The organism is Streptomyces sp. CRN 30, assembly GCF_034105845.1.
Genome location: NZ_JAVRHI010000412.1, coordinates 1 through 26,116, shown reverse-complemented (window position 1 = coordinate 26,116; position 26,116 = coordinate 1). Strand labels below are relative to the sequence as shown.

26 protein-coding genes and 1 pseudogene are annotated in these 26,116 nt (G+C 72.3%); 24 read left to right on the top strand and 3 right to left on the bottom strand.

What is annotated here, in order from left to right:
- Nucleotides 1-89 (top strand): annotated as a pseudogene (locus tag UW392_RS45445) (DNA primase); the annotation flags it as partial.
- Between the two features lie 80 nt (nt 90-169).
- Here UW392_RS45445 and UW392_RS45440 read toward each other — a convergent pair.
- Nucleotides 170-838, bottom strand: coding sequence for a bifunctional DNA primase/polymerase (locus tag UW392_RS45440; RefSeq protein ID WP_320781198.1), 669 nt, complete (start codon nt 836-838; stop codon nt 170-172).
- A gap of 448 nt (nt 839-1,286) precedes the next feature.
- Between UW392_RS45440 and UW392_RS45435 the strand changes: the two genes are divergently transcribed.
- From UW392_RS45435 to ftsH, 6 genes are all read left to right on the top strand, one after another.
- Nucleotides 1,287-2,777 carry a hypothetical protein gene (locus UW392_RS45435; RefSeq protein WP_320781197.1) on the top strand — a complete coding sequence of 497 codons (1,491 nt, stop codon included), beginning with the start codon at nt 1,287-1,289 and terminating at the stop codon, nt 2,775-2,777.
- A gap of 303 nt (nt 2,778-3,080) precedes the next feature.
- Nucleotides 3,081-4,424, top strand: coding sequence for an ammonium transporter (locus UW392_RS45430; protein WP_320781196.1), 1,344 nt, complete (start codon nt 3,081-3,083; stop codon nt 4,422-4,424).
- Nucleotides 4,421-4,759: a P-II family nitrogen regulator gene (locus UW392_RS45425; RefSeq protein ID WP_320781195.1), complete on the top strand. Its 339-nt coding sequence runs from the start codon at nt 4,421-4,423 to the stop codon at nt 4,757-4,759. The genes UW392_RS45430 and UW392_RS45425 overlap by 4 nt, the downstream gene beginning before the upstream one ends.
- A 42-nt stretch (nt 4,760-4,801) precedes the next feature.
- Nucleotides 4,802-7,252 carry a [protein-PII] uridylyltransferase gene (locus UW392_RS45420; protein ID WP_320781194.1) on the top strand — a complete coding sequence of 817 codons (2,451 nt, stop codon included), beginning with the start codon at nt 4,802-4,804 and terminating at the stop codon, nt 7,250-7,252.
- 150 nt (nt 7,253-7,402) lie between these two features.
- On the top strand, nt 7,403-8,953 hold the full coding sequence (gene ffh / locus UW392_RS45415; RefSeq protein WP_320781193.1) for a signal recognition particle protein: 1,551 nt from the start codon (nt 7,403-7,405) through the stop codon (nt 8,951-8,953).
- Nucleotides 8,954-9,060: 107 nt separating this feature from the next.
- The gene (gene ftsH, locus UW392_RS45410; RefSeq protein ID WP_320781192.1) at nt 9,061-11,010 is read left to right on the top strand and encodes an ATP-dependent zinc metalloprotease FtsH; all 1,950 of its coding nucleotides are present in this window, start codon (nt 9,061-9,063) and stop codon (nt 11,008-11,010) included.
- Nucleotides 11,011-11,017: 7 nt separating this feature from the next.
- On the opposite strand, the gene UW392_RS45405 is transcribed toward ftsH, so the two are convergent.
- Nucleotides 11,018-11,878: a class I SAM-dependent methyltransferase gene (locus UW392_RS45405; protein WP_320781191.1), complete on the bottom strand. Its 861-nt coding sequence runs from the start codon at nt 11,876-11,878 to the stop codon at nt 11,018-11,020.
- Nucleotides 11,879-12,472: 594 nt separating this feature from the next.
- On the opposite strand from UW392_RS45405, the gene UW392_RS45400 reads away from it, so the two are divergent.
- From UW392_RS45400 to UW392_RS45320, 17 genes are all read left to right on the top strand, one after another.
- Entirely contained in the window at nt 12,473-13,069 is a 597-nt protein-coding gene (locus UW392_RS45400; RefSeq protein WP_320781190.1) for a hypothetical protein, read from the top strand.
- A gap of 196 nt (nt 13,070-13,265) precedes the next feature.
- On the top strand, nt 13,266-13,685 hold the full coding sequence (rpsP, locus tag UW392_RS45395; protein WP_320781189.1) for a 30S ribosomal protein S16: 420 nt from the start codon (nt 13,266-13,268) through the stop codon (nt 13,683-13,685).
- Between the two features lie 2 nt (nt 13,686-13,687).
- On the top strand, nt 13,688-13,927 hold the full coding sequence (locus tag UW392_RS45390) for an RNA-binding protein (RefSeq protein WP_004924853.1): 240 nt from the start codon (nt 13,688-13,690) through the stop codon (nt 13,925-13,927).
- Between the two features lie 129 nt (nt 13,928-14,056).
- The gene (rimM, locus tag UW392_RS45385) at nt 14,057-14,611 is read left to right on the top strand and encodes a ribosome maturation factor RimM (RefSeq protein WP_320781188.1); all 555 of its coding nucleotides are present in this window, start codon (nt 14,057-14,059) and stop codon (nt 14,609-14,611) included.
- Nucleotides 14,608-15,441 carry a tRNA (guanosine(37)-N1)-methyltransferase TrmD gene (trmD, locus tag UW392_RS45380; protein WP_320781187.1) on the top strand — a complete coding sequence of 278 codons (834 nt, stop codon included), beginning with the start codon at nt 14,608-14,610 and terminating at the stop codon, nt 15,439-15,441. Before rimM ends, trmD begins: the two co-directional genes overlap by 4 nt.
- Before the next feature lie 135 nt (nt 15,442-15,576).
- Nucleotides 15,577-15,927: a 50S ribosomal protein L19 gene (gene rplS / locus UW392_RS45375; protein WP_018531094.1), complete on the top strand. Its 351-nt coding sequence runs from the start codon at nt 15,577-15,579 to the stop codon at nt 15,925-15,927.
- Between the two features lie 45 nt (nt 15,928-15,972).
- Nucleotides 15,973-16,689, top strand: a complete 717-nt coding sequence (gene lepB, locus UW392_RS45370) for a signal peptidase I (RefSeq protein ID WP_320781186.1) — start codon at nt 15,973-15,975, stop codon at nt 16,687-16,689.
- Nucleotides 16,682-17,767, top strand: coding sequence for a signal peptidase I (lepB, locus tag UW392_RS45365; RefSeq protein WP_320781185.1), 1,086 nt, complete (start codon nt 16,682-16,684; stop codon nt 17,765-17,767). The genes lepB (UW392_RS45370) and lepB (UW392_RS45365) overlap by 8 nt, the downstream gene beginning before the upstream one ends.
- Nucleotides 17,655-18,674 carry a signal peptidase I gene (gene lepB / locus UW392_RS45360; RefSeq protein WP_320781184.1) on the top strand — a complete coding sequence of 340 codons (1,020 nt, stop codon included), beginning with the start codon at nt 17,655-17,657 and terminating at the stop codon, nt 18,672-18,674. The genes lepB (UW392_RS45365) and lepB (UW392_RS45360) overlap by 113 nt, the downstream gene beginning before the upstream one ends.
- Before the next feature lie 95 nt (nt 18,675-18,769).
- Complete coding sequence (gene lepB / locus UW392_RS45355) at nt 18,770-19,540, top strand: signal peptidase I (RefSeq protein WP_320781183.1); 771 nt, start codon at nt 18,770-18,772, stop codon at nt 19,538-19,540.
- A complete protein-coding gene (locus UW392_RS45350; RefSeq protein WP_320781182.1) occupies nt 19,530-20,060 on the top strand; it encodes an NUDIX hydrolase in 531 nt (176 codons plus the stop codon). The genes lepB (UW392_RS45355) and UW392_RS45350 overlap by 11 nt, the downstream gene beginning before the upstream one ends.
- 56 nt (nt 20,061-20,116) lie before the next feature.
- A complete protein-coding gene (locus UW392_RS45345) occupies nt 20,117-20,425 on the top strand; it encodes a DUF2469 domain-containing protein (RefSeq protein WP_003965949.1) in 309 nt (102 codons plus the stop codon).
- 150 nt (nt 20,426-20,575) lie between these two features.
- Nucleotides 20,576-20,938, top strand: coding sequence for a YraN family protein (locus UW392_RS45340; RefSeq protein WP_320781181.1), 363 nt, complete (start codon nt 20,576-20,578; stop codon nt 20,936-20,938).
- Complete coding sequence (locus UW392_RS45335; protein ID WP_320781180.1) at nt 20,938-22,563, top strand: YifB family Mg chelatase-like AAA ATPase; 1,626 nt, start codon at nt 20,938-20,940, stop codon at nt 22,561-22,563. Before UW392_RS45340 ends, UW392_RS45335 begins: the two co-directional genes overlap by 1 nt.
- Nucleotides 22,560-23,906 carry a DNA-processing protein DprA gene (gene dprA / locus UW392_RS45330; RefSeq protein WP_320781179.1) on the top strand — a complete coding sequence of 449 codons (1,347 nt, stop codon included), beginning with the start codon at nt 22,560-22,562 and terminating at the stop codon, nt 23,904-23,906. Before UW392_RS45335 ends, dprA begins: the two co-directional genes overlap by 4 nt.
- A gap of 283 nt (nt 23,907-24,189) precedes the next feature.
- Nucleotides 24,190-25,035, top strand: a complete 846-nt coding sequence (gene whiG / locus UW392_RS45325; RefSeq protein ID WP_320781178.1) for an RNA polymerase sigma factor WhiG — start codon at nt 24,190-24,192, stop codon at nt 25,033-25,035.
- A 118-nt stretch (nt 25,036-25,153) separates the two neighbouring features.
- Nucleotides 25,154-25,711, top strand: a complete 558-nt coding sequence (locus UW392_RS45320) for a helix-turn-helix domain-containing protein (protein WP_320781199.1) — start codon at nt 25,154-25,156, stop codon at nt 25,709-25,711.
- Here the strand turns inward: UW392_RS45320 and UW392_RS45315 are convergent.
- Nucleotides 25,665-26,116: M23 family metallopeptidase (locus tag UW392_RS45315; RefSeq protein ID WP_320781177.1), on the bottom strand; the 452-nt coding region annotated here is incomplete at its 5' end. The genes UW392_RS45320 and UW392_RS45315 overlap by 47 nt on opposite strands.

Here is a 26,116-nt window from a genome sequence, read left to right as displayed (position 1 = left end):
CGCCGGCCCTCGACTCGGCGACGCGGCCGCCGGAGGCCCGGCTGCTCCTCGGCACCCTGGCGTACGTGGCACACCGGTCACCGGCCTGACCGCGGCACTCCCCGTATGTGCGGAGGCGGCCCCCCCCGACGGGGGGGGGGCGCCTCCGCACATACGGGGAGTGCCGCGGTCAGGCCGGTGACCGGTGTGCCACGTACGCCAGGGTGCCGAGGAGCAGCCGGGCCTCCGGCGGCCGCGTCGCCGAGTCGAGGGCCGGCGGGCGCAGCCACCGCACCGGGCCCCGGCCGCCGCGGTCGGAGGGCGGCGCGGTGACGTACCGGCCCCGGCCGAGGCCGCGCAGGTCGAGGGCGGACGGCGCGTCCCACCCCATGCGGTAGAGCAGTTGCGGCAGCTCGGCGGCGGCGCCGGTGGCGACGAAGAAGTGGGCGCGGCCCTGCGGGGTCGCCGCGACCGGGCCGACGGGCAGGCCCATCCGCTCCAGCCGGGCCAGCGCCCGGCAGCCCACGGGCTCGGCCACCTCGATGACGTCGAAGGTCCGGCCGGCCGGCAGCATCACCGAGGCGCCCGGGTACCGCGCCCACGCCTCGGTCGCCTGTCCCAGCGTCGACCCGGCGGGCACCTCCGGCGCGAACGCCAGCGGGTGCGCGCCCGGCTCCCGGCAGTCGCCGCGTCCGCAGGAACAGGCGCCGGCGGCGGCACGCGCCCCCGGCACCACGTCCCAGCCCCACAGCCCGGTGAACTCGGCCACGGCGGTGCACTCCGACGACGAGCGGCCGCGGCGGCGCGTGCCGCTTCGGAGGTCGCGGATCCCCCGGCTGCTGCCGATCGTGAAGCCCATGCCCCCTCCAACGGGTTTGGCGCACCGGTGGTTACGAAGCGGACGCGCGCAGTGACTCTCTGTGTTCCCAACTCCCCAGTGCCGAGCGTTTCGAACGGCGCCTGGAAGCGCTGCGGGTGGTGCGCTCGGCGACGCGCGCTCCTGTTGTGCACCGTTGCACCCACTCCTGAGCGGCCTGTGTCAAGTGAATCGCGAGGGCGACGCCTCGCGTTCATCCGAAGGGGTGGCGAATGGTGGCGTTTCCGGGTCCGCCATGGCCGCGCGCGTGATCGTAGGATTACTTTGTGTGCACGCCGCCTGGGGGCACATGCGTATGCGGGTATGCCGGAGGCAACTCGTCTTTCCGTTCGACGGGTGACAAGCGTGGGACGGACGGCCCGAACACCGGCATTCTGATAGGGCTTGGCGCACTCGGCGGCAGGTGGTCTCAAGGGATGGGGGCGTTCCAGTGAGCGGCAACGGCGGTAGCGGAACAGGCGCTGGACACGCTGCGGGCCAGGACAAGCGTCCCAACGAGCTGCTCACCTCCTGGTTCGTGCGCAGTGGCTGGTCCAAGGGCGAGCTGGCCCGGCAGGTGAACCGCCGCGCCCGCCAGCTGGGTGCCAACCACATCTCCACGGACACCTCCCGCGTCCGCCGCTGGCTGGACGGCGAGAACCCCCGCGAGCCGATCCCGCGCATCCTCTCCGAGCTGTTCTCCGAGCGGTTCGGCGTCGTCGTCTCCGTCGAGGACCTCGGCCTGCGCGCCACCCGCCCCTCCCCGTCCGCGACCGGCGTCGACCTGCCCTGGACGGGCCCCCAGACCGTCGCCCTGCTCAGCGAGTTCTCCCGCAGCGACCTGATGCTCGCGCGGCGCGGCTTCCTCGGCGCCTCCCTCGCGCTCTCCGCCGGCCCCTCCCTCGTCGAACCCATGCAGCGCTGGCTCGTGCCCACCCCGCCGCCCGCGCCCGAACCCGAACCGGTGCCCGCCGGCCGCGCGCGGGGCCGCCTCTCCCGGCCCGAGCTGGACCTGCTGGAGACCACCACCGTGATGTTCCGGCAGTGGGACGCCCAGTGCGGCGGCGGCCTGCGCCGCAAGGCCGTCGTCGGCCAGCTGCACGAGGTGACCGACCTCCTCCAGGAACCGCAGCCCGGGGCCACCCGGGCCAAGCTCTTCAAGGTCGCCGCCGAGCTGGCCGAGCTGGCCGGCTGGATGTCGTACGACGTGGGGCTCCAGCCCACCGCGCAGAAGTACTTCGTGCTCGCGCTGCACGCCGCCAAGGAGGCCGGTGACCGGCCGCTCGGCTCGTACGTCCTCTCCAGCATGAGCCGCCAGATGATCCACCTCGGGCGGCCCGACGACGCGCTGGAGCTGATCCACCTCGCGCAGTACGGCAGCCGCGACTGCGCGAGCCCCCGCACCCAGTCCATGCTGTATGCGATGGAGGCCCGCGCCTACGCCAACATGGGACAGCCGGGGCGGACCAAACGGGCGGTGCGGATGGCCGAGGACACCTTCGCCGAGGCCGTCGAATGGGACGAACCGGACCCCGACTGGATCCGTTTCTTCTCCGAGGCCGAGCTCCACGGCGAGAACAGCCACTCCTTCCGCGACCTCGCCTACGTCGCCGGCCGCAGCCCCGCCTACGCCTCGCTGGCCGAGCCGCTGATGAGCCGCGCGGTGAAGCTTTTCGCCGAGGACGACGAGCACCAGCGGTCGTACGCACTGAACCTCATCGGCATGGCCACCGTGCACCTGCTGCGGCGCGAGCCCGAGCGGAGCACCGAGCTGGCCTCCGAGGCCATGGGCATCGCCAAGAAGGTCCGCTCCGAGCGCGTCAACACCCGTATCCGCAAGACGGTCGACACGGCCGTACGCGACTTCGGCGACCTCGCCGAGGTCGTCGACCTCACCGAACTGCTCGCCGCCGAGCTGCCCGAGACCGCCGAGGCGGTCTGACCCCACCGAACCCCGGCCGCGGCCGGCCCTCCCGAACTGCCCGACTCGGCTCCCCCACGCCAGGTCGTCGGAGGACCGCCGCGGCCGGCCTGTCGCAGGTTGCGCCACGATAACGATCGCGCGCTCCGAGATCAGGCAGTTCACCGACGCGTAACACGCACGACCTCTTCGTCACTGCGGCGAAACAACGAGGGGCACCCACCGAAACCGCGCTGCGCCAGTCTCTTGGCGCATAACCGGCCCACCCCTCATGCCGCCCAGGCTTCGCCCGCACGGGGCCGTACCAACGACGAGGAGACGCCGATGGCACCAGCCATCACCCTGGCCGCAGAGACGCCCACGCTCTCTGCCGCCAACACAGGGTTCATGCTCATCTGTTCCGCACTCGTGATGCTCATGACCCCCGGCCTGGCCTTCTTCTACGGAGGCATGGTCCGGGTCAAGAGCACCCTGAACATGCTGATGATGAGCTTCATCAGCCTGGGCATCGTCACCGTCCTGTGGGTGCTGTACGGCTTCTCCCTGGCGTTCGGCACCGACTCCGGCGGTTTCATCGGCTGGAACAGCGACTGGGTGGGCCTGAGCGACATCGGCCTGACCGAGCTGTGGGACGGCTACACCATCCCGGTCTTCGTCTTCCTGGTCTTCCAGATGATGTTCGCCGTCCTCACGCCCGCCCTGATCAGCGGCGCCCTCGCGGACCGCGTGAAGTTCACCGCCTGGGCCCTCTTCATCGCCCTGTGGGTCACGGTCGTCTACTTCCCCGTCGCCCACTGGGTCTGGGGCGCGGGCGGCTGGGCCTTCGAACTGGGCGTGATCGACTTCGCCGGCGGTACGGCCGTGCACATCAACGCCGGTGCCGCGGCGCTCGGCGTCATCCTCGTCATCGGCAAGCGCGTCGGCTTCAAGAAGGACCCGATGCGCCCGCACAGCCTGCCGCTGGTCATGCTCGGCGCCGGTCTGCTCTGGTTCGGCTGGTTCGGCTTCAACGCCGGCTCCTGGCTCGGCAACGACGACGGCGTGGGCGCGCTGATGTTCGTCAACACCCAGGTCGCCACCGGCGCCGCCGTCCTCGGCTGGCTCGCCTACGAGAAGATCCGGCACGGCGCGTTCACCACCCTCGGTGCCGCCTCCGGCGCGGTCTCCGGCCTGGTCGCCATCACCCCGGCGGGCGGCGCGGTCTCCCCGGTCGGCGCCATCGCCGTCGGCGTCATCGCCGGTGTCGTCTGCGCCATGGCCGTCGGCCTCAAGTACAAGCTCGGCTACGACGACTCCCTCGACGTCGTCGGCGTCCACCTCGTCGGCGGCATCCTCGGCTCCCTGCTCATCGGCTTCTTCGCCTCCGGCAAGGGCCAGTCCGACGTCGCGGGCCTCTTCTACGGCGGCGGCCTCGACCAGTTCTGGAAGCAGTGCGCCGGTGTCTTCGGCGTCCTCGCCTACTCCCTCGTCGTCTCCGCCGTCCTCGCCTTCCTGCTGGACAAGACCATCGGTATGCGGGTATCCGAGGACGACGAGGTGGCCGGCATCGACCAGGCCGAGCACGCCGAGACCGCATACGACTTCAGCGGCGCCGGTGGCGGTGCCGCCCGGACGAGCGCCGTGCCCACCCCGGTGGCACAGGCCGCGAGCAAGAAGGTTGACGCATGAAGCTGATCACGGCCGTCGTGAAGCCGCACCGGCTCGACGAGATCAAGGAAGCGCTCCAGACCTTCGGAGTGCAGGGCCTCACGGTCACCGAGGCCAGCGGCTACGGCCGCCAGCGCGGCCACACCGAGGTCTACCGCGGCGCCGAGTACACGGTCGACCTGGTGCCCAAGATCCGCATCGAGGTGCTGGTCGAGGACGACGACGCCGAACAGCTCATCGAGGTCGTCGTCAAGGCCGCCCGCACCGGCAAGATCGGTGACGGCAAGGTCTGGGCGGTCCCCGTCGAGACGGCCGTACGGGTCCGCACCGGCGAACGCGGCCCGGACGCCCTCTGACACGGACGTCTTCTGACACGACAGACGAACAGGAGTCGCTGGGTGACGAGTACGGACGTGACGAAAGAAGCAGAGGACTCGGGACCCAGCGGCTACGCGGCGGCCCGGCTGCGCCTCCTCGGTGAGGGGGCGCGGTCCGGGCCGCCGCGCCGTTCCGCCCTCTCCGCCCTGACGGACGACTGGCTCACCGGCCTCTTCGACGCGGGCGCCGAGGGCCTCAGGGGCGTCTCCCTGGTCGCCGTCGGCGGCTACGGACGCGGCGAACTCTCCCCGCGCAGCGACCTCGACCTGCTCCTGCTGCACGACGGCGGCGACGACAAGGCGGTCGCCGCGCTCGCCGACCGCCTCTGGTACCCCGTCTGGGACCTCGGCCTCGCCCTCGACCACTCCGTACGCACCCCCGCCGAGGCCCGCAGGACGGCCGGCGAGGACCTCAAGGTCCACCTCGGCCTGCTCGACGCCCGCCACCTCGCCGGCGACCTCGGCCTCACCGCCGCCCTGCGCACCACCGTCCTCGCGGACTGGCGCAACCAGGCACCCAAACGCCTCCCCGCCCTCCAGGAACTCTGCGCCGAGCGCGCCGAACGCCAGGGCGAACTGCAGTACCTGCTCGAACCCGACCTCAAGGAGGCCCGCGGCGGACTGCGCGACGCCACCGCCCTGCGCGCCGTCGCCGCCTCCTGGCTCGCCGACGCCCCGCGCGAGGGCCTCGCCGACGCCCGCCGCCGCCTCCTCGACGTACGCGATGCCCTCCACCTGGTCACCGGCCGCGCCACCGACCGGCTCGCCCTCCAGGAACAGGACCAGGTCGCCGCCGAACTCGGCCTCCTCGACGCCGACACCCTGCTCCGCCAGGTCTACGAGGCCGCCCGCGTCATCTCCTACGCCAGCGACGTCACCTGGCGCGAGGTGGGACGCGTCCTGCGCGCCCGCAAGGCCCGCCCCAGGCTCCGCGCCATGCTGGGCGGCGGCAAACCCGCACCCGAACGCTCCCCGCTCGCCGAGGGCGTCGTCGAGCAGGACGGCGAGGTCGTCCTCGCCCGCGCCGCCCGCCCCGAACGCGACCCCGTGCTCCCGCTGCGCGCCGCGGCCGCCGCCGCACAGGCCGGACTCCCGCTCTCCCTGCACGCCGTACGCCGCCTCGCCGCCACCGTGCGCCCCCTGCCGTCGCCCTGGCCCGCCGAGGCCCGCGAACAGCTCGTGACCCTGCTGGGATCGGGCCGGCCGACCGTCGAGGTCTGGGAGGCGCTGGAGGCCGAGGGGCTCGTCACCCGGCTGCTGCCCGACTGGGAGCGGGTGCGCTGCCGCCCGCAGCGCAACGCCGTCCACGTCTGGACCGTCGACCGGCACCTCATCGAGACCGCCGTGCGCGCCGCCGCCTTCACCCGCCGCGTGCACCGCCCCGACCTGCTGCTCGTCGCCGCGCTGCTGCACGACATCGGCAAGGGCTGGCCCGGCGACCACTCGGTGGCCGGCGAGATCATCGCCAAGGACGTCGCCGTGCGCATCGGCTTCGACCAGGCCGACGCCGCCGTCCTCGCCGCCCTCGTCCGCCACCACCTGCTCCTCGTCGAGACCGCCACCCGGCGCGACCTCGACGACCCGGCCACCGTGCGCGCCGTCGCCGAGGCCGTCGGCACCCAGTCCACCCTGGAGCTGCTGCACGCCCTCACCGAGGCCGACGCCCTGGCCACCGGCCCCGCCGCCTGGTCCTCCTGGCGCGGCTCGCTCGTCGCCGACCTGGTCAAACGGGTCTCGGCGGTGCTCTCGGGCGACCCCCCGCCGGACCCGGAGGCCGCCGCGCCCACCGCCGAACAGGAACGGCTCGCCCTGGAGGCGTTCCGCACCGGCGGCCCCGTCCTCGCGCTGCGGGCCCAGACCGAGCCGCCCGCCGACGACGAGGAACCCTCCGGCGACCCCGAGCCGCTCGGCGTGGAGCTGCTGATCGCCGTCCCCGACCAGTCGGGCGTGCTCCCCGCGGTCGCCGGCGTCCTGGCCATGCACCGCCTCACCGTCCGCACCGCCGAACTGCGCTCCACCCCGCTGCCGGACGGCGTCGAGGGCACCGTCCTGCTGCTGGACTGGCGGGTCGCCGCCGAGTACGGCTCGCTGCCGCAGGCCGCCCGGCTCCGCGCCGACCTGGTCCGCGCGCTCGACGGCTCCCTGGACATCGCCGGGCGCCTCGCCGAACGCGACGCGGCCTACCCGCGCCGCCGCGGCGTGGTCGCGCCCCCGCCCCGGGTGACGGTGGCCCCGGCCGCCTCCCGTTCGGCGACGGTCTTCGAGATCCGCGCCCAGGACGCCCCCGGCCTGCTGTTCCGCATCGGCCGGGCCCTGGAGGAGGCGGGCGTACGCGTCCGCAGCGCCCATGCCTCGACCCTTGGCTCCAACGCGGTCGACGCGTTCTACGCGACGGCCCCCGAGGGCAAGCCCCTCCCCGACGAGGAGGCGGTGTCGGTGGCACGGAAGCTGGAGGAGACGCTGCGGGGGTGACCCCCTGGACAGCAAGGACGCACGTCGCCCCCGCTGACGCGGGGACATGTCCCCGCCCGGTGGGTTCCACGGGCGGGGACGATTTGCCGGCCGGGCCGGATATCCTGGAGGGCGACCCACACCACCGCCGACGCGAGGACCTACGCCGCCGTGTTCGATACTCTCTCCGACCGCCTGTCAGCCACCTTCAAATCCCTCCGGGGCAAGGGCAGGCTGTCCGAGGCGGATATCGACGCCACGGCCCGCGAGATCCGCATCGCGCTCCTCGAAGCCGACGTCGCCCTGCCCGTCGTCCGCGCCTTCATCAAGAAGGTCAAGGAGAGGTCACTCGGCGCCGAGGTCTCCAAGGCGCTCAACCCGGCCCAGCAGATCATCAAGATCGTCAACGAGGAACTGGTCCAGATCCTCGGCGGGGAGACCCGCCGCCTCCGCTTCGCCAAGCAGCCCCCCACCGTCATCATGCTGGCGGGTCTCCAGGGTGCCGGTAAGACCACCCTGGCGGGCAAGCTCGGCCACTGGCTGAAGGGGCAGGGCCACTCGCCGCTGCTGGTCGCCGCCGACCTCCAGCGCCCGAACGCGGTCAACCAGCTCAGCGTCGTCGCCGAGCGCGCCGGTGTCGCGGTCTACGCCCCCGAGCCGGGCAACGGCGTCGGTGACCCGGTCAAGGTCGCCAAGGACTCCATCGAGTACGCGAAGTCCAAGGTCCACGACCTCGTCATCGTCGACACCGCCGGCCGTCTCGGCATCGACGCCGAGCTGATGCGGCAGGCCGCGGACATCCGCGACGCCGTCAGCCCCGACGAGATCCTCTTCGTCGTCGACGCGATGATCGGCCAGGACGCGGTCAACACCGCCGAGGCGTTCCGCGACGGCGTCGGCTTCGACGGCGTCGTGCTCTCCAAGCTCGACGGCGACGCCCGCGGCGGCGCGGCCCTGTCGATCGCCTCGGTGACCGGCAAGCCGATCATGTTCGCCTCCAACGGCGAGAAGCTCGACGACTTCGACGCCTTCCACCCGGACCGGATGGCCTCCCGCATCCTCGACATGGGTGACCTGCTCACCCTGATCGAGCAGGCGGAGCGGACGTTCAGCCAGGAAGAGGCCGAGAAGATGGCCTCCAAGCTGGCGTCCAAGAAGGGCCAGGACTTCACCCTGGACGACTTCCTGGCCCAGATGGAGCAGGTCAGGAAGATGGGCAGCATCAGCAAGCTGCTCGGCATGCTGCCCGGCATGGGCCAGATCAAGGACCAGATCAACAACCTCGACGAGCGGGACGTCGACCGCACCGCCGCCATCATCAAGTCGATGACGCCGACCGAGCGCGCCGAGCCGACGATCATCAACGGCTCGCGCCGCGCCCGTATCGCCAAGGGTTCCGGCGTCGATGTCAGCGCCGTGAAGAACCTGGTCGAGCGGTTCTTCGAGGCCCGCAAGATGATGTCCCGGATGGCCCAGGGCGGCGGCATGCCCGGGATGCCGGGGATGCCGGGCATGGGCGGCGGCCCCGGCCGGCAGAAGAAGCAGCAGAAGAAGGCCAAGGGCAAGCAGCGCTCCGGCAACCCGATGAAGCGCAAGCAGCAGGAGCAGGAGGAGGCCGCCCGCCGGGCCGCCGCCGCGGAGAACGGCGGCGCCTTCAACCTCCCGCAACAGGGCGGCCAGGACTTCGAGCTGCCGGACGAGTTCAAGAAGTTCATGGGCTGACGGCAGCGCCGTCGCCCACGGCACTGGGGGCGCCCTCCGCGACGGAGGGCGCCCCCAGTGCCGTAAGCGCGCGAGCGTGCGAGGGTTTCCTGTCGTAACGTCCCGGTATGGCCGATCCCTCCCCGCCGCGCAAGGCCCCCGAGCCGCCCTGGCGCACCGAGGGCACCCCCGACGCGCCGCCCGAGAAGCCCTCCGGCGGCGGACGCGGGATGCGCGGCGGCTGGTGGAACCTGGCCCTCACCGCGCTGATCGTCTACCTCCTCGCCAACCTCGTGCTCTCCTTCCTCGACGGCGGGGACGAGCCGACCATCTCCTACACGGAGTTCAGCAAGCAGGTCGACGACGGCAACGTCAGCAAGATCTACGCCAAGGGCGACGCGATCCAGGGGCAGCTGAAGAAGGAGCGGGACAGGCCCGGCGGCGACGGGACGTACACCAAGTTCCAGACCGAGCGGCCGACGTTCGCGGACGATCAGCTGTGGGCGGACCTGACCAAGAACGACGTCACCGTGACCGCCGAACCGGTCGTCCAGCACCGCGGCTTCCTTTCCAACCTGCTGATCTCGCTGGCGCCGATGCTGCTGCTGGTCGTGGTGTGGATCTTCATCGCACGGCGGATGCGAGGCGCGCTGGGCGGCGGCGCGGGCGGCATGCTCGGCCGCAAGGCCCCGCCGAAACCGGTCGAGCAGGCACCCGGCACCCGGCGCACCACCTTCGCGGACGTCGCCGGCATCGACGAGGTCGAGGGCGAGCTGAGCGATGTCGTCGACTTCCTGAAGAACCCCGACGCCTACCGCCGTATGGGCGCCAAGATGCCGCGCGGCGTACTGCTCTCCGGTCCGCCCGGCACCGGCAAGACGCTGCTCGCACGCGCCGTGGCAGGCGAGGCGGAGGTGCCGTTTTTCTCCGCGTCCGCATCCGAGTTCATCGAGATGATCGTCGGCGTCGGCGCCTCCCGGGTGCGGGAGCTGTTCGCCGAGGCCCGCAAGGTGGCACCGTCGATCATCTTCATCGACGAGATCGACACCATCGGCCGCTCCCGCGCGGGCGGCTCCGGCGTCAGCGGCCACGACGAACGCGAGCAGACCCTCAACCAGATCCTCACCGAGATGGACGGCTTCTCCGGCTCCGAGGGCGTCGTCGTCATCGCCGCCACCAACCGCGCCGACATCCTCGACGCGGCCCTGACCCGTCCGGGCCGCTTCGACCGCGTCGTCACCGTCTCGCCGCCCGACCGCGACGGCCGCGCCGCCATCCTGCGCATCCACACCCGGGAGATCCCGCTCGCCGCCGACGTGGACCTGGAGCGGGTCGCCCGGACGACACCCGGCATGACCGGCGCCGAACTCGCCAACCTCGCCAACGAGGCCGCGCTGCTCGCCGTCAAGCGCGGCCAGGAGCGGGTGACGGGGGCCGACCTCTCCGACGCCCTGGAGAAGGTCCAGCTCGGCGCGGAACGCCCGCTGGTGATGCCCGAGGAGGAGCGCCGGCGCACCGCGTACCACGAGAGCGGGCACGCCCTGCTGGGCATGTTGCAGCCGGGCGCCGACCCGGTCCGCAAGATCACCATCGTGCCGCGCGGGCGCGCGCTCGGCGTGACGCTGTCCACACCGGACGCCGACAGGTACGCGTACACCGAGGAGTACCTGCGCGGCCGCATCATCGGCGCGCTCGGCGGCATGGCCGCCGAACACGTCGTCTACGGCGTCGTCACGACCGGCTCGGAGAACGACCTCGAACAGGTCACCCGGCTCGCCCGCTCCATGGTCGGCCGCTGGGGGATGAGCGAGAGGGTCGGCCGGTTCTCCGCGCTCCCCGCCGACGCCCAGCAGGCGTACGGACTGGCCGCCGCCCCGCAGACGCTGGACACCATCGACGGCGAGATGCGACGGGTCGTCGACGCGTGCTACGAGGAGGCGTGCCGCAAGCTCCGCGACCACCGGGGACAGCTGGACGCATTGGCCCGCGCGCTGCTGGCGAACGAGACGCTGGACGAGCCGGACGCCTACCGCATCGCCGGCGTCACCCGGCTGACGAAGGACGGCCCGGACGCGTAACGGTCGCTCACGGGGTGCGCGCGATCAGGTACCGGAACACGTTCGGCATCCACACCGTGCCGTCCCGCCGCTGGTGCGGGTGGAGCGCCTCCGTCACCTCCTTGTCCACCTGCGCCTGGTCGGTCGCGCTGATCGCCGCGTCGAACAGGCCCGTCGAGAGCAGGCCGCGCACGGCGCTGTCGACGTCGGCGTACCCGAAGGGACAGGCCACCCGGCCCGAGCCGTCGGGCCGCAGACCGGCCCGCTGCGCGACCTCCTCCAGGTCGTCGCGGAGGGCGGGCCGCCAGCGGCCCGGACTGCTCAGCGGCTCCGCGAGCTTGGTGGCCACCCGCAGCACCGACGACGTCGCGCACCGCTCCGGAGGACCCCAGCCGGCGAGCACCACGGCCGCGCCGCGCCCGGCGAGCGGTGCCGCCTCGGCCAGCAGCTCGCCGAGACCCTCGGAGTCGCCCGCCAGACACCCGATGGGCTCGAACGCCGTCACCAGGTCGAAGGCCGGGACGCGCGCGTCCCGCGCGTCCCGCGGTGAACCCTCGACGACCCGGGCGTCCTCGCGGGCCCCGGTCTCCCACGCCTGTGGCAGCAGGCGTTCGCGGGCGAGGGCCAGCCGCGCCGCGGAGCCGGCGGTGTCGACGCCGGTGACCGACGCGCCGCGGGAGGCGGCCATCAGCAGGGCCAGGCCGGAGCCGCACCCGAGGCCGAGCAGCCGGGTGCCGGAGCCCACGGCCAGCCGTTCGTAGACGGCTTCGTAGAGCGGGACGAGCATCCGCTCCTGGATCTCGGACCAGTCACGCGCGCGTGCGCACGAGTCCACACGGGGTTTCGCGCCCGCGTGAGGCAGGTTCTGCCGCACGAGCGTAGGTGTCATAGGTAAGCGCCCCAATCGCCGAGTGTTGCCGCTGTGCCCGCTACGTGGCCCCCGTGTGTTGCGCTCGCACTCCCCCCGTATGCCAGGAAACTCCCGGCTCGCCGTGTCGTCCAGTGGTAGAGGGCGCCCATTTGGCACGGTCTCGGGCGAGTGGCGAGATTTCACATACCGGCAACCTGGATCTCACGGCCGGGCCGGTTTTGGCCAAGGTCCGCCCGGAAAGAGCCGAGGCCGGGACCGGCCGTCACCGCGCGGTGGCCGGTTCGGGAGGACGGGCCGGTGCGCGGTGACGGCGCCGGGCCAGGTACCGTCGTCCTGTGACGCGCGCCACCGGGTGATCTCCCTCCGGCGCCACGGCGTCCGAAAGGTCTCTTGCGCCCGCGCACACCACAGGGACACCAGCGCCTGGACACGCCCTACGCGGCGGCGCGTACGACGGACTACGCACCGGCTTGGTACGAGCTGTGAGGCTTCTCCGCAGATCAACGCACCCGCCCTCGTCGGGACGCATCAGGGGTAACTGACGGGTACGAGCAAAATATTTGGGATGCCCCGGAATAGGAACACAGCGGCACCCCGGCTCGTTGTCATTACGTGAGCACGACACCACCTGTTCTCGCCGCAGAGCTGGCGCAGGCGTGGGCCGATATTCAGCGGCACCACCCCGAGCTGCCCGATCTTGCCGCGCCCGAGTCCCTGATCGGAGAGTCGTCGTCCGCCTGCGGACACGAGCTCTCCTTCGAGCGACTGCTCCACGAGGCAGTCCACGGCATCGCCGCCGCACGCGGCGTCCGCGACACATCCCGTGCCGGCCGTTACCACAACCGCAGATTCCTCGCGATCGCCGAGGAGCTGGGCCTCGACCACCCCGAGGAGCCGCACCCGAGCAGCGGTTTCTCCCTGGTCACGCTCAACTCCGAGGCCAAGCGCCGCTACCGTCCGACGATCGAGCGCCTCCAGCGCGCCCTGAAGGCGCACACGGCGGCGACCGCGACCGACTCCGCCCGTACGTTCCGCGGTCCCGCCGCCCGCCACGGCTCGTCCGGCGGCGGCGTCCGGGTCAAGGCGGTCTGCGACTGCGGGCGCAACGTACGGGTCGTCCCGTCCGTCCTCGCCCAGGCGCCGATCGTCTGCGGCGGCTGCGGCAAGCCGTTCCGCATCCCGGAGGTGGTCGGCGCGGCGGCGGGCTGAGGGGTGCGAGCGCTCCCGGCCGCACCCGCGGCCGGGAGCGACCCGCGGGGTGTGGCACAATGAGTAGCTGTACTCGACAGCCGCACAGGACCCCTCTCTCCTCCGGCTGACGCGTCCGTCGGGCACTCGGGTACCGCAACCCCACGCGGCATCTCCGCCGTGCCCAACCACGTCAATTCCAGGAGAACCCACTCCCGTGGCAGTCAAGATCAAGCTGAAGCGTCTGGGCAAGATCCGTTCGCCTCACTACCGCATCGTCGTCGCCGACTCCCGCACCCGCCGTGACGGCCGTGCGATCGAGGAGATCGGCAAGTACCACCCGACGTACAACCCGTCGGTGATGGAGGTCGACGCCGAGCGCGTGGCGTACTGGCTCGGTGTCGGCGCCCAGCCGACCGAGCCCGTGCTCGCCATCCTCAAGAAGACCGGCGACTGGCAGAAGTTCAAGGGCGAGCCCGCCCCGGCGCCGCTGCTCGTGGCCGCCGAGAAGACGGCCCGTCCGTCCTTCGAGGCGCTCGGTGGCGACGACGAGGGCAAGGGTGAGGCCATCACCCAGAAGAAGAAGGCCGACAAGAAGGACGAGGCCGCGGCCGAGTCCTCCGCGTCCGAGGCCTGAGCATGCTCGAGGAGGCTCTCGAGCACCTCGTGAAGGGCATCGTCGACAACCCCGACGATGTGCAGGTCGCCTCGCGCAACCTGCGCCGCGGGAGGGTGCTCGAGGTCCGGGTCCACCCGGACGACCTCGGCAAGGTGATCGGCCGCAACGGCCGCACCGCGCGCGCCCTGCGCACCGTCGTGGGCGCCATCGGCGGCCGCGGTATCCGCGTCGACCTCGTCGACGTGGACCACGTCCGCTGACGTCACGCAGCACCGGCTCGGGCCGGGGAGGGCCACTGGGCCGTCCCCGGCCCGCAGTCGTATGAGCCGAGCCCGGAGCCGTATGAGCCGAGCCCGGCTCGTCGCATTCCCGACAGGAGATCAAGCACAGTGCAGCTGGTAGTCGCTCGCATTGGCCGTGCCCACGGCATCAAGGGCGAGGTCACCGTGGAGGTCCGCACCGACGAACCGGAGCTGCGGCTCGCCCCCGGCGCTGTCCTGGCCACGGACCCCGCCGCCACCGGGCCGCTCACCATCGCCACCGGCCGCGTCCACAGCGGCCGGCTCCTGCTGCGCTTCGAGGGCGTCGCCGACCGCACCGGCGCCGAGGCCCTGCGCAACACCCTCCTCATCGCCGAGGTCGACCCCACCGAACTGCCGGAGGAGGAGGACGAGTACTACGACCACCAGCTGATGGACCTCGACGTCGTCCTCGCCGACGGCACCGAGGTCGGCCGCATCACCGAGATCTCCCACCTGCCGACGCAGGACCTCTTCGTCGTGGAGCGGCCCGACGGCAGCGAGGTGTACGTGCCGTTCGTCTCCGAGATCGTCACCGAGATCGACCTGGAGGAGCAGCGCGCGGTGATCGATCCGCCGCCGGGCCTGATCGACGACCGCGCGGAGATCGCCTCGTCGCGGGAGGCCGCGGGGGAGGAGGCATGAGGCTCGACGTCGTCACGATCTTCCCCGAGTACCTGGAACCGCTGAACGTCTCCCTGGTCGGCAAGGCACGCGCGCGTGGACAGCTCGACGTCCACGTGCACGACCTGCGCTCCTGGACGTACGACCGGCACAACACCGTCGACGACACCCCCTACGGCGGCGGGCCCGGCATGGTGATGAAGACCGAGCCGTGGGGCGACGCGCTGGACACCGTCCTCGCCGACGGCTACGAGACGGGCTCCCGCCGGCCCGCGCTGATCGTGCCCACGCCCAGCGGCCGGCCGTTCACCCAGGAACTCGCCGTGGAGCTCTCCGAGCGCCCCTGGCTGGTCTTCACACCCGCCCGCTACGAGGGCATCGACCGCCGCGTCATCGACGAGTACGCCACGCGCGTGGACGTCTACGAGGTCTCCATCGGCGACTACGTGCTGGCCGGCGGCGAGGCCGCCGTGCTGGTCGTCACCGAGGCCGTGGCCCGGCTGCTGCCCGGCGTCCTCGGCAACGCCGAGTCCCACCGCGACGACTCCTTCGCCTCCGGCGCCATGGCCAGCCTGCTGGAAGGCCCCGTCTACACCAAGCCGCCGCACTGGCGCGGACGTGAGATCCCCGACGTACTGCTCAGCGGCCACCACGGGAAGATCGCCCGCTGGCGCCGGGACGAGGCGCTGCGGCGCACCACCTCCCACCGGCCCGACCTGATCGAACACTGCGACCCGAAGGCCTTCGACAAGAAGGACCGGGAGATGCTCTCCATTCTGGGCTGGGAACCCGACCCGGCGGGGGAGCCGTACGGCCGATTTTGGCGCAGGACGCCCGGCGTGGAAGAATAGGTCGCTGTTGTGCGCTCGTCCGGCGTGCGCCCCTGCCACAGGGGGACACGACGCCCGCCCGACCGCACGGCCCTCCCTTACGAAACACCGAGTTTCCGTTGATGACCTGTGGCATCAGCGAAGAAAGCAGACGAAATGTCCCACCTGCTCGACTCCGTCGACGCCGCGTCGCTGCGCAGCGACGTCCCCGCCTTCCGTCCGGGCGACACGGTCAACGTGCACGTCCGCGTCATCGAGGGCAACCGCTCCCGTGTGCAGCAGTTCAAGGGCGTCGTCATCCGCCGCCAGGGTGCGGGCGTGCGCGAGACCTTCACGGTCCGCAAGGTCTCCTTCTCCGTCGGCGTCGAGCGCACCTTCCCGGTGCACACCCCGATCGTCGAGAAGATCGAGCTCGTCACCAAGGGTGACGTCCGCCGCGCCAAGCTGTACTACCTGCGCGAGCTGCGCGGCAAGGCCGCGAAGATCAAGGAGAAGCGCGAGAACTGAGCGCACTCCGAGGTCCCGCGCGGAGCCGGATAACATCTGGCTCCGATGGACATCGAAGCACAGCCCACGGAGCGCGACCGCTCCTCCCGCCACTCCGGCCCAGGGGAAACCCCGGATCCGGAGCGCCGGGAGGGACGGTCGCGTTTCGCGTACCTGGAGACCGTCGCCGGCTGGACCCCCGGCGGACGGATCACGCTGACCCTGCTGGTCCTCCTGCTGTTCCTGCTCCTGCTCTCCACGTTCGTACTGCAACCGTTCCGGATTCCCAGCGGTTCCATGGAGCGCGCGTTGAGGATCGGGGACCGCGTTCTCGTAAACAAGTTGGCGTACCGTTTCGGTGCCGGGCCGCAGCGGGGCGACATCGTCGTCTTCGACGGCACCGGCACCTTCGGGGACGGTGACTTCATCAAGCGGGTCGTGGGCGTGGGAGGGGACCACGTGGTCTGCTGCGACACAGAGGGGAGGGTCCGGGTGAACGGCACGCCGGTCGACGAGTCGGCGTTCCTGTACCCCGGGAACGACCCCTCCACGGTGGACTTCGACGTCGAGGTGCCCGACGGCACGCTCTTCGTCCTCGGCGACCACCGGGCCGACTCCAGCGACTCCCGCGACCACCTCGGCTCACCGGGCGGCGGCATGGTCCCGGTGGACGACGTCATCGGACGCGCCGACTGGATCGTGTGGCCCTTCGGGCACAGTACGAGCCTGGAGCGTCCCGGCGCCTACGCGCGCGTACCCGCGGCGAGGGACGCGGATGGGTAGCCGCGGCAAACCCCGGGGAGCGCCCAGCAGCCCCGCCGAGAACCTGCTGCCGACCGGCTCGCGCCGCGCGGGCGGCTCCTCCGGCGGCCGGTCCCGCGCCGAACGGCGCAAGCTCCAGCGCAAGGTCAAGCGCCGCCGCCGGCACAGCGCCGTCAAGGAGATACCCCTCCTCGTCGGGGTCGCCGTCCTGATAGCGCTCGTCCTGAAGACGTTCCTGCTCCAGGCCTTCGTGATCCCGTCGGGTTCGATGGAGCAGACGATCCAGATCGGCGACCGGGTCCTGGTCGACAAGTTCACCCCGTGGTTCGGCTCCGAGCCGCAGCGCGGCGACGTCGTCGTCTTCCGCGACCCCGGCGGCTGGCTGCAGGACGAGCAGACCGCCAAGAAGGACGACCCCGTCGTCGTGAAACAGGTCAAGGAAGCACTGGTCTTCATCGGCCTGCTGCCGTCCGACGACGAGAAGGACCTCATCAAGCGGGTCGTCGGGGTCGGCGGCGACCGGGTCAAGTGCTGCGACACCCAGGGCCGGGTCACGGTCAACGGCGTGCCCCTGGAGGAGAAGTACCTCTTCCCCGGCAACGCCCCTTCCGAGACCCGCTTCGACGTGACCGTCCCCACGGGCCGGCTGTGGGTGATGGGCGACCACCGTGCCAACTCCGCGGACTCGCGCTACCACCAGGACACCGACTTCGGCACGGTCTCCGAGGACGAGGTGGTGGGACGGGCCATGGTGATCGCCTGGCCGTTCGACCACTGGAGCACCCTGGAGGAGTCCGGGACCTTCGCGTCGGTGTCCGACGCGGGCTCCGGATCGGCCACCGCCCTGGGCGCGTCGCATAGTGTGGCCCCCGAAGATTCGAACGAGATGATCCGGCTCCCGACCCCTGCGGAACTCCCGCTCGTTATGGGAGTGGTGGGCCTGCGCCGGGCATGGTGCGGGCGGCGGCACGGAGTAAGGAGTTGGCGTGGGGGATGTGGCGGTGGGCGCACGGTCCGGACACGACGGCGAAGAGGGCCGCGGACGCCCCGTGGGCGCGGCTTCCCCGGCCGCGGCCGGCGCTTCGGCCTCCGGGAGTGAAGCCGGGACGGACAGGGACGGCAGGGTGACGGACGGGCAGGGCGGACAGGACGGCCGGGACGGCGGCTTCGACGGCCGGGGAGCGGGCGGGGCGCCGCCCCCGCCCCGCGCCGATCAGGCCAAGAAGCAACGCTCCTTCTGGAAGGAGCTGCCCATCCTGATCGGTATCGCGCTGGTGCTGGCGCTGCTGATCAAGACCTTCCTGGTGCAGGCGTTCTCGATCCCCTCCGCGTCGATGCAGAACACCCTCACCGAGGGCGACCGCGTCCTGGTCGACAAGCTCACGCCCTGGTTCGGTTCCGAGCCCGAGCGCGGCGAGGTCGTCGTCTTCCACGACCCGGACGACTGGCTGGCGGGCGAGCCGACCGCGGAGCCCAACGCCCTTCAGACGGTGCTCAGCTGGATCGGCCTGATGCCCTCCGCGGAGGAGAAGGACCTCATCAAGCGCGTCGTCGGCGTCGGCGGCGACACCGTCGAGTGCAACGGCACCGGCCCGCTCAAGGTCAACGGCAAGGCGCTGGAGGAGTCGTCGTACGTCTACGCCGGCAACACGCCGTGCAGCATGGACGACCAGGGCGGCCAGTTCAAGATCAAGATTCCCCAGGGCTACCTCTGGGTGATGGGCGACCACCGGCAGAACTCCCGCGACTCCCGGTACAACCAGGCCGACGAGAACAACGGCATGGTCCCGGTGGACGAGGTCATCGGTCGCGCCGTCGTCGTCGCCTGGCCGATCAACCACTGGAGCACCCTGCCGGTGCCGGACACCTTCGACCAGAGCGGGCTGAACGACCAGGCATCGGCCGCGAACGTCCTGTCCGTGGCCCCGCAGGGACTGGCCCTCGCCGGAGCCGTGCCGTTCGTGCTGTGGCGGCGCAGGCGGATCGGTTCGGCCTCGGAGCGCTGAGGCTCCGGGCGGCTCACGGGCCCCGTCGGCCGGTGAGATCCCGCGCGCGGGGAAGGGCTGACCGTGCCGGGTACCGCCGGGTAGGGTGCGGGTCCATGGGTGGCGAGAGCACGACAGGTACGGCCCCGCGCGGGGGCACCGCGACCACGGCCCCGGTGGGCACCCGGACCGGCCAGCGGCTGTCCGGGCTGGCCGTCGCGCTGGGCCTGGTGCTGTTCCTCGGCGGATTCGTCTGGGGAGCGGTGGTCTACCGGCCCTACACCGTGCCGACCGACTCGATGACCCCGACGATCGGCGCCGGTGACCGGATACTCGCGCAGCGCGTCGACGGCGCCGAGGTGCGCCGCGGTGACGTGGTCGTCTTCAAGGACGCCACCTGGGCCGACGCGCCGATGGTCAAGCGCGTGGTCGCCGTCGGCGGCGACAAGGTCTCCTGCTGCGAGGACGGCAAACTCACGGTCAACGGCAAGGAGATCGACGAGCCGTACCTGCCCGCGGGCAAGGCCGCAGAGAGCAGCGGCTTCGCGAACGTCACCGTCCCCGAGGGCCGGCTGTTCCTGCTCGGCGACGAGCGCCGCACCTCACTGGACTCCACCGCCCACCTGACCGACGCCGCCGGCGGCACGGTGGCCCGCTCCGCCGTGGACGCCCGCGTCGACTCCGTCGTCTGGCCGATGGACGGCATGCTGCCCCGCCCGACCGGCTTCGCGGACCTCGGCGCCCTGTCCTCGCCCGGACCGCTGCGCACGATCCTGTGGGCGGTGGCCGTCGGCGTCGTACTGATCCTCGCCGGAGCCGCCTACGGTCCCGTGGCCAAACGCGCGGCACGCACGCGTGCCCGGAGGGAGTCCGCCGGTGCCGGCTGAGGCGACGCCGTCCGGGCCCCCCGGGGACACGTACGAAGGCGGACTGCGCAAGGTCGCCCGGGTCGTGCTCCTCGACCCCGAGGACCGCATCCTGCTGCTGCACGGCCACGAACCGGACGACCCCGCCGACGACTGGTGGTTCACGCCGGGCGGCGGGGTGGAGGGCGACGAGACGCGCGAGGAGGCCGCCCGCCGCGAACTGCTGGAGGAGACCGGCATCGCCGACGTCGACCTCGGGCCGGTGCTGTGGCGGCGCAGGTGCTCCTTCCCGTTCGACGGCCGCCGCTGGGACCAGGACGAGTGGTACTACCTGGCCCGTACGACCCGTACGACGGTCGCGGCCACCTCGCTCACGGAGCTGGAGCGGCGCAGCGTCGCGGGAGCACGCTGGTGGACGTACCCGGAACTGGCCCGAGCCCATGAGACGGTGTATCCGACCAGACTCGCCGAGCTGCTGCGCACCCTGCTCGACGAGGGTCCTCCGGCCGGGCCGGTGACCCTTGACACCGAAATCGTCTAGCGGCTCACGGACCTGGCGCACAATGGTGGGATCGCACGGCTGAAGGGGAACATGCCATGAGCGCCGAGGACCTCGAGAAGTACGAGACCGAGATGGAGCTGAAGCTCTACCGGGAGTACCGAGACGTCGTCGGTCTGTTCAAATACGTGATCGAGACCGAGCGGCGTTTCTACCTGACCAACGACTACGAGATGCAGGTGCACTCGGTCCAGGGCGAGGTGTTCTTCGAGGTGTCCATGGCGGACGCCTGGGTGTGGGACATGTACCGGCCGGCCCGCTTCGTCAAGCAGGTCAGGGTACTCACGTTCAAGGACGTGAACATCGAGGAGCTGAACAAGAGCGACCTGGAGCTGCCCGGCGGCTGAGGACCGCCGAACTCGGCCCGACGCTCCTCGGAACTCGGCCTGATATCCCTCGAACGGGTGGCGGAGTTTTCCACAACCGCTGAGTAACACACAGTGATCCACACGCTCGGCCGGTCCGCGTGACCGTTGGCACCGAAAGGTGGTGCCGACATGAACGCACGTGGTGCGATGGGCAGGTACGGCGAGACGCTCGCCGCCCGCAGGCTGGCCGAGGCCGGGATGACGGTCCTGGAGCGCAACTGGCGCTGCGGCAGGACCGGCGAGATCGACATCGTGGCCCGGGACGGGGACGTCCTGGTCGTCTGCGAGGTGAAGACCCGCAGGGAAGGCCGCTTCGAACACCCGATGGCCGCGGTCACCCCGCAGAAGACGGAGCGGCTGCGGGACCTCGCCCAGCGCTGGATCCAGTCCCACGGAGGAGCACCGCCCGGCGGCGTCCGCGTCGACCTGGTGGGCGTGGTCCTGCCCCGGCGCGGAGCACCCGTCGTGGAGCACGCCCGGGGGGTGGCGTGATGGCCTTCGCGCGTACGTGCTCGGTGACCCTGGTCGGCGTCGAGGGCGTCGTCGTCGAGGTACAGGCCGACCTCGAACCCGGCGTCGCCGCGTTCACACTGGTGGGCCTGCCCGACAAGAGCCTCACGGAGAGCCGCGACCGGGTCCGGGCGGCGGTCGTCAACTCCGGTGTGCAGTGGCCGCAGAAGAAACTGACCGTGGGACTCAGCCCCGCGTCGGTGCCGAAGAGCGGCAGCGGTTTCGACATCGCCGTGGCCGTGGCGATCCTCGGCGCCGCCGAGCGGATCGACCCGCGGCTGCTCGCCGACATCGTGATGATCGGAGAGCTGGGCCTGGACGGCCGGGTGCGGCCGGTGCGGGGCGTCCTGCCCGCCGTGCTGGCCGCCGCGGACGCCGGGTACGACCAGGTGGTGGTGCCCGAGAGCGCCGCCGCCGAAGCGTCCCTGGTCCCCGGGGTCTCGGTGCTCGGCGTGCGCAGCCTGCGCCAGCTGATCGCCGTCCTGGCCGACGAGCCCGTACCCGAGGAGGAACCCGTCCCGCCGGGCCGCCCCGACCCCCTGCTGTCCGGACTGCGGGCCCCCGGGGCGGGCGCGGGCACCGGTATGCACGGCGTCGGGACCGCACCGCCCGACCAGGGGCACGACCTCGCCGACGTCGTCGGCCAGGAGACGGCCCGCAGGGCGGTGGAGATCGCCGCGGCCGGCGGTCACCACCTGTTCCTGGAAGGACCGCCCGGCGCCGGCAAGACGATGCTCGCCGAGCGGCTGCCCGCGATCCTGCCGCGGCTCACCCGCCAGGAGTCGCTGGAGGTGACGGCGGTGCACTCGGTGGCGGGACTGCTGCCCCCGGACCGGCCGCTCATCGACACCGCCCCCTACTGCGCGCCGCACCACTCCGCGACGATGCAGTCCCTCGTGGGCGGCGGCCCCGGCATCGCCCGGCCCGGAGCGGTCTCCCTCTCCCACAGAGGCGTTCTTTTTTTGGACGAGACGCCCGAGTTCAGCGGCAAGGCACTCGACGCCCTGCGGCAGCCGCTGGAGAACGGGCACGTCGTGATCGCGCGCAGCGCGGGTGTCGTCCGCTTCCCGGCCAGGTTTCTGATGGTCCTTGCCGCCAACCCCTGTCCGTGCGGACGCTTCTCACCCCGGCAGACCCTGTGCGAGTGCCCGTCCTCCGTGATCCGGCGCTACCAGGCCCGGCTGTCGGGACCGCTGCTCGACCGGGTCGACCTGCGGGTCGAGGTGGACCGCGTCACCCGCGCCGGGCTCGCCGCCCGCACGGTCCCCGGGGACTCCACCGCGACCGTCGCCGACCGGGTGCGGTCCGCACGGGAGCGGGCCGCCGCCCGCCTCGCCGACAGCCCGTGGCGCACCAACAGCGAGGTCCCCGGACGCGAGCTGCGCAGCCGCTGGTACGCCGTGCCGGGAGCGATGGACGCGGCCGAACGCGACCTGGACCGCGGCACCCTCACGGCCCGCGGCCTGGACCGGGTGCTGCGCGTCGCCTGGACCGTCGCGGACCTCGCCGGACACGACCGGCCCGGCGCCGCCGACGTCGCCCAGGCCCTGCACCTGCGCACCGGGGTACCGCGCGGCACCCCCATGACGGCGGGGGCGCCGGTATGAGCGCCGACGAGGACGGTTCCGACACGGGTACGGGCGCGGGCACAGGCGCGGGCGCGAAGCGGCACGGCAGGGGCGACGACCTGGGGCGCCGTACGGCGAGCGCCGACGCGCATGTACACGGACACGGGGGGACCGCCGACGCGCACGAACATGAGGGCAGCGCCGATACGAAGGTGCACAAGGTGGACACCGGCGCCGGCGAGGACGAGGCGCTGCTCGACCGGGTCTTCCTCACCCGTGTCATCGAACCCGGCTACGAGCCCGGCGGACGGTGGGTGCGGGAGTCAGGGGTGCGGGAAGTGGCCGCGCGGCTGCGGGCCGGCGGCCCCCCGCTGCCGGGCGCGAGCGAGCGGAGGTGGGCCGGGCTGCGGGCCCGCGCCGAGCGGGCCGACCCGCGCCGGGACCTCGACACCGCGTGGGCCGCGGGGGCCCGGTTCGTGGCCCCCGGCCGGCCGGAGGGGCCACGCCAGCTCGACGACCTCGGGGACGCGCGGCCCCTGGGACTCTGGGTGCGCGGGCGCCCGAGCCTGCGGATGTGGGCGCTGCGGTCGGTCGCCGTGGTCGGTGCCCGCGCCTGCACCGCCTACGGCGCGCACACGGCGGCCACGCTCGCCGCCGACCTCGCCGAGCGCGGCTGGGTCGTGGTCTCCGGCGGCGCCTACGGCGTGGACGGCGCCGCCCACCGCGGTGCCCTCGGCGCGGGCGGGGCCACGGTCGCCGTCCTCGCCTGTGGCGTCGACCGCCCCTACCCGCGCGGCCACGCGGCACTGATCGAGCGGATCGCCCAGCAGGGCCTGGTGGCCGGGGAACTGCCGCCCGGCGAGCACCCGACGCCGAGCCGGTTCATCCTGCGCAACCGGGTCATCGCCGCGCTGACCCGTGGCACGGTCGTCGTCGAGGCCGCCCATCGCAGTGGCTCGCTCGTCACCGCGCGGGCGGCCCGGCGGCTGGGCCGGCACACGATAGGGGTCCCCGGACCGGTCACCAGCGCCCTCTCCGCGGGCGTCCACGAACTGCTGCGCGGCGACGCCGTCCTCGTCACCGACGCCGCGGAGATCGTCGAACTCGTCGGCGACATGGGCGAACTGGCCCCGGACCGGCGCGGTCCGGTGCTCCCCACCGACCTGCTGGAACCCGGTGCCCGGCAGGTGCTGGCGGCCCTCCCGGCGCGCGGGGTCGCGACGCCCGCCGGTATCGCACGCCGGGCGCAGACGACGGAGGACGACGCGATCGCGAGGCTGTACGAGCTTCGAGCACTCGGTTACGTCGAACGACACGACGACGGCTGGAAGTTGACACGCCAGGCGATGATCTCCGGCCGGACCGCTCATGACACGTGCTGACCGAGCGTGTTCGGCCGTCCGGGGGAACCCCTACGCCCTTGGGATTCCCCGCAGTTGAGATGTTCGAGTGATCACGGAGAGCGATGGGGGTGTCCCGGGAGAGCGTCAAGCGGAACGTATCTGCGCACCCTCCGCAGCGCATACTTCGCGCACCGCGACGTGCCAGTCACGCTACGCTCACGAAGTTCCCCGCGCAGACAGGCATCATCCAGACATCGGACAGACATCGGACCAGCGGTTTACAGACGGCACCAGAACACGGCAGAACGGCACAAGGCGACGAATGCCCCAGCACACCTCCGGGCCCGGACGGGCGGCGCTCCCCCCAGCCGCCCGCGACGGTGGCAGCGTGCGGCCGCCCGCCCCCTCGACGCTCGACGAGCTGTGGCGGTCGTACAAGACGACGGGGGACGAGCGCCTGCGGGAACAGCTGATCCTGCATTACTCGCCCCTGGTGAAGTACGTGGCGGGCCGGGTGAGTGTGGGGCTGCCGCCCAACGTCGAACAGGCGGACTTCGTGTCGTCCGGGGTCTTCGGGCTGATCGACGCGATCGAGAAGTTCGACCTCGACCGGGAGATCAAGTTCGAGACGTACGCGATCACGCGCATCCGGGGCGCGATGATCGACGAGCTGCGGGCGCTGGACTGGATCCCGCGCTCGGTGCGGCAGAAGGCGCGCAACGTCGAGCGGGCCTACGCGACGCTGGAGGCCCGGCTGCGGCGAACCCCCTCGGAGGGGGAGGTGGCCGACGAGATGGGCATCGCGGTGGAGGAGCTGCACACGGTGTTCAGCCAGCTGTCGCTGGCCAACGTCGTGGCACTGGAGGAACTGCTGCACGTCGGCGGCGACGGGGGCGGCGACCGGCTCAGCCTCATGGACACGCTGGAGGACACCGCCGCCGACAACCCGGTGGAGGTCGCCGAGGACCGGGAGCTGCGGCGGTTCCTCGCCCGTGCGATCAACACACTGCCCGAGCGGGAGAAGACCGTCGTCACGCTCTACTACTACGAGGGCCTCACACTGGCCGAGATCGGCAATGTGCTCGGCGTCACCGAGAGCCGGGTCAGCCAGATCCACACCAAGTCGGTGCTGCAACTGCGCGCGAAGCTGGCCGGATTCGGTCGCTGACCTGGTCCGATGACCATGATGCCGACGCGGTTGTGACCGGCCGGTCGGGGGCGGTGTCTCCCATCCGGGGTGGTGCGTCCGTAGAGTGGTTGACGTGCCAAGGATTCGAGCGGCCTCCGTGGCCGAGCACCGGTCGATGCAGCGTGCCGCCCTGCTGGACGCGGCACGCTCCCTGCTGTCCGACGGCGGGACGGAGGCGCTGACCTTCCCCGCCCTCGCCGAGCGGACGGGCCTCGCGCGCTCGTCCGTGTACGAGTACTTCCGTTCGCGGGCCGCGGTCGTCGAGGAGCTGTGCGCGGTCGACTTCCCGGTCTGGGCGGCCGAGGTGGAGGCCGCGATGGCCGCGGCCGGGCCGCCGGAGGCCAAGGTCGAGGCGTACGTGCGCAAGCAGCTGGAGCTGGTCGGCGACCGGCGCCACCGGGCCGTCGTCGCGATCTCGGCCAGCGAGCTGGACGCCGGGGCCCGGGAGAAGATCCGCGCGGCGCACGGCGGGCTCGTGGCGATGATCGTCGAGGCGCTCGGAGAGATGGGCCACCGGCAGCCGCGGCTCGCGGCGATGCTGCTCCAGGGCGTCGTCGACGCCTCCGTGCGCCGCATCGAGCTGGGCGCGGCGGAGGACCCCGTGGTGATCACGGAGGCGGCCGTGTCGATGGTGCTGCGGGGGGTCGGGGGCTGAACGGCCCCGGTTCCCTCGACAGGCCGGCGGCTCGGCCGTCGCCGGACCGCCCGGCCGACGGCAGCGGGACGCCCAGGACCGGGAGCAGTCTCGACGGGCCCGTGCGCAGGAGCCACGGCGGCAGCAGGGAGAGCGGGTCCAGGTAGGTGTCGCCGCGGCGCAGTCCCCAGTGCAGGCAGCCCGCGGGGCAGTGGGCGCCCGGCGCCTCCACCGCGCCGACCGGGGCACCGGCCGTGACGGTGTCGCCCTTCTCCACCGAGGGGCGTACCGGTTCGTACGTCGTACGCAGGGGCGGGCCGCCCGTGTCCGCCAGGTCCACCGAGACGACGCCCCGGCCCGCCACGCGGCCGGCGAACGCCACCCGCCCCGCCGCCACCGCCCGCACCGCCTCCGGGTCGGTGCGCG

Bases quoted from the DNA above. Each gene is read 5' to 3' on its own strand.
- UW392_RS45440 (WP_320781198.1), bottom strand. From the start codon at position 838: ATGGGCTTCACGATCGGCAGCAGCCGGGGGATCCGCGACCTCCGAAGC.
- UW392_RS45430 (WP_320781196.1), top strand. From the start codon at position 3,081: ATGGCACCAGCCATCACCCTGGCCGCAGAGACGCCCACGCTCTCTGCC.
- UW392_RS45425 (WP_320781195.1), top strand. From the start codon at position 4,421: ATGAAGCTGATCACGGCCGTCGTGAAGCCGCACCGGCTCGACGAGATC.
- ftsH (WP_320781192.1), top strand. From the start codon at position 9,061: ATGGCCGATCCCTCCCCGCCGCGCAAGGCCCCCGAGCCGCCCTGGCGC.
- UW392_RS45405 (WP_320781191.1), bottom strand. From the start codon at position 11,878: ATGACACCTACGCTCGTGCGGCAGAACCTGCCTCACGCGGGCGCGAAA.
- UW392_RS45390 (WP_004924853.1), top strand. From the start codon at position 13,688: ATGCTCGAGGAGGCTCTCGAGCACCTCGTGAAGGGCATCGTCGACAAC.
- trmD (WP_320781187.1), top strand. From the start codon at position 14,608: ATGAGGCTCGACGTCGTCACGATCTTCCCCGAGTACCTGGAACCGCTG.
- rplS (WP_018531094.1), top strand. From the start codon at position 15,577: ATGTCCCACCTGCTCGACTCCGTCGACGCCGCGTCGCTGCGCAGCGAC.
- lepB (WP_320781186.1), top strand. From the start codon at position 15,973: ATGGACATCGAAGCACAGCCCACGGAGCGCGACCGCTCCTCCCGCCAC.
- lepB (WP_320781185.1), top strand. From the start codon at position 16,682: ATGGGTAGCCGCGGCAAACCCCGGGGAGCGCCCAGCAGCCCCGCCGAG.
- lepB (WP_320781183.1), top strand. From the start codon at position 18,770: ATGGGTGGCGAGAGCACGACAGGTACGGCCCCGCGCGGGGGCACCGCG.
- UW392_RS45345 (WP_003965949.1), top strand. From the start codon at position 20,117: ATGAGCGCCGAGGACCTCGAGAAGTACGAGACCGAGATGGAGCTGAAG.
- UW392_RS45340 (WP_320781181.1), top strand. From the start codon at position 20,576: ATGAACGCACGTGGTGCGATGGGCAGGTACGGCGAGACGCTCGCCGCC.
- UW392_RS45335 (WP_320781180.1), top strand. From the start codon at position 20,938: ATGGCCTTCGCGCGTACGTGCTCGGTGACCCTGGTCGGCGTCGAGGGC.
- dprA (WP_320781179.1), top strand. From the start codon at position 22,560: ATGAGCGCCGACGAGGACGGTTCCGACACGGGTACGGGCGCGGGCACA.
- whiG (WP_320781178.1), top strand. From the start codon at position 24,190: ATGCCCCAGCACACCTCCGGGCCCGGACGGGCGGCGCTCCCCCCAGCC.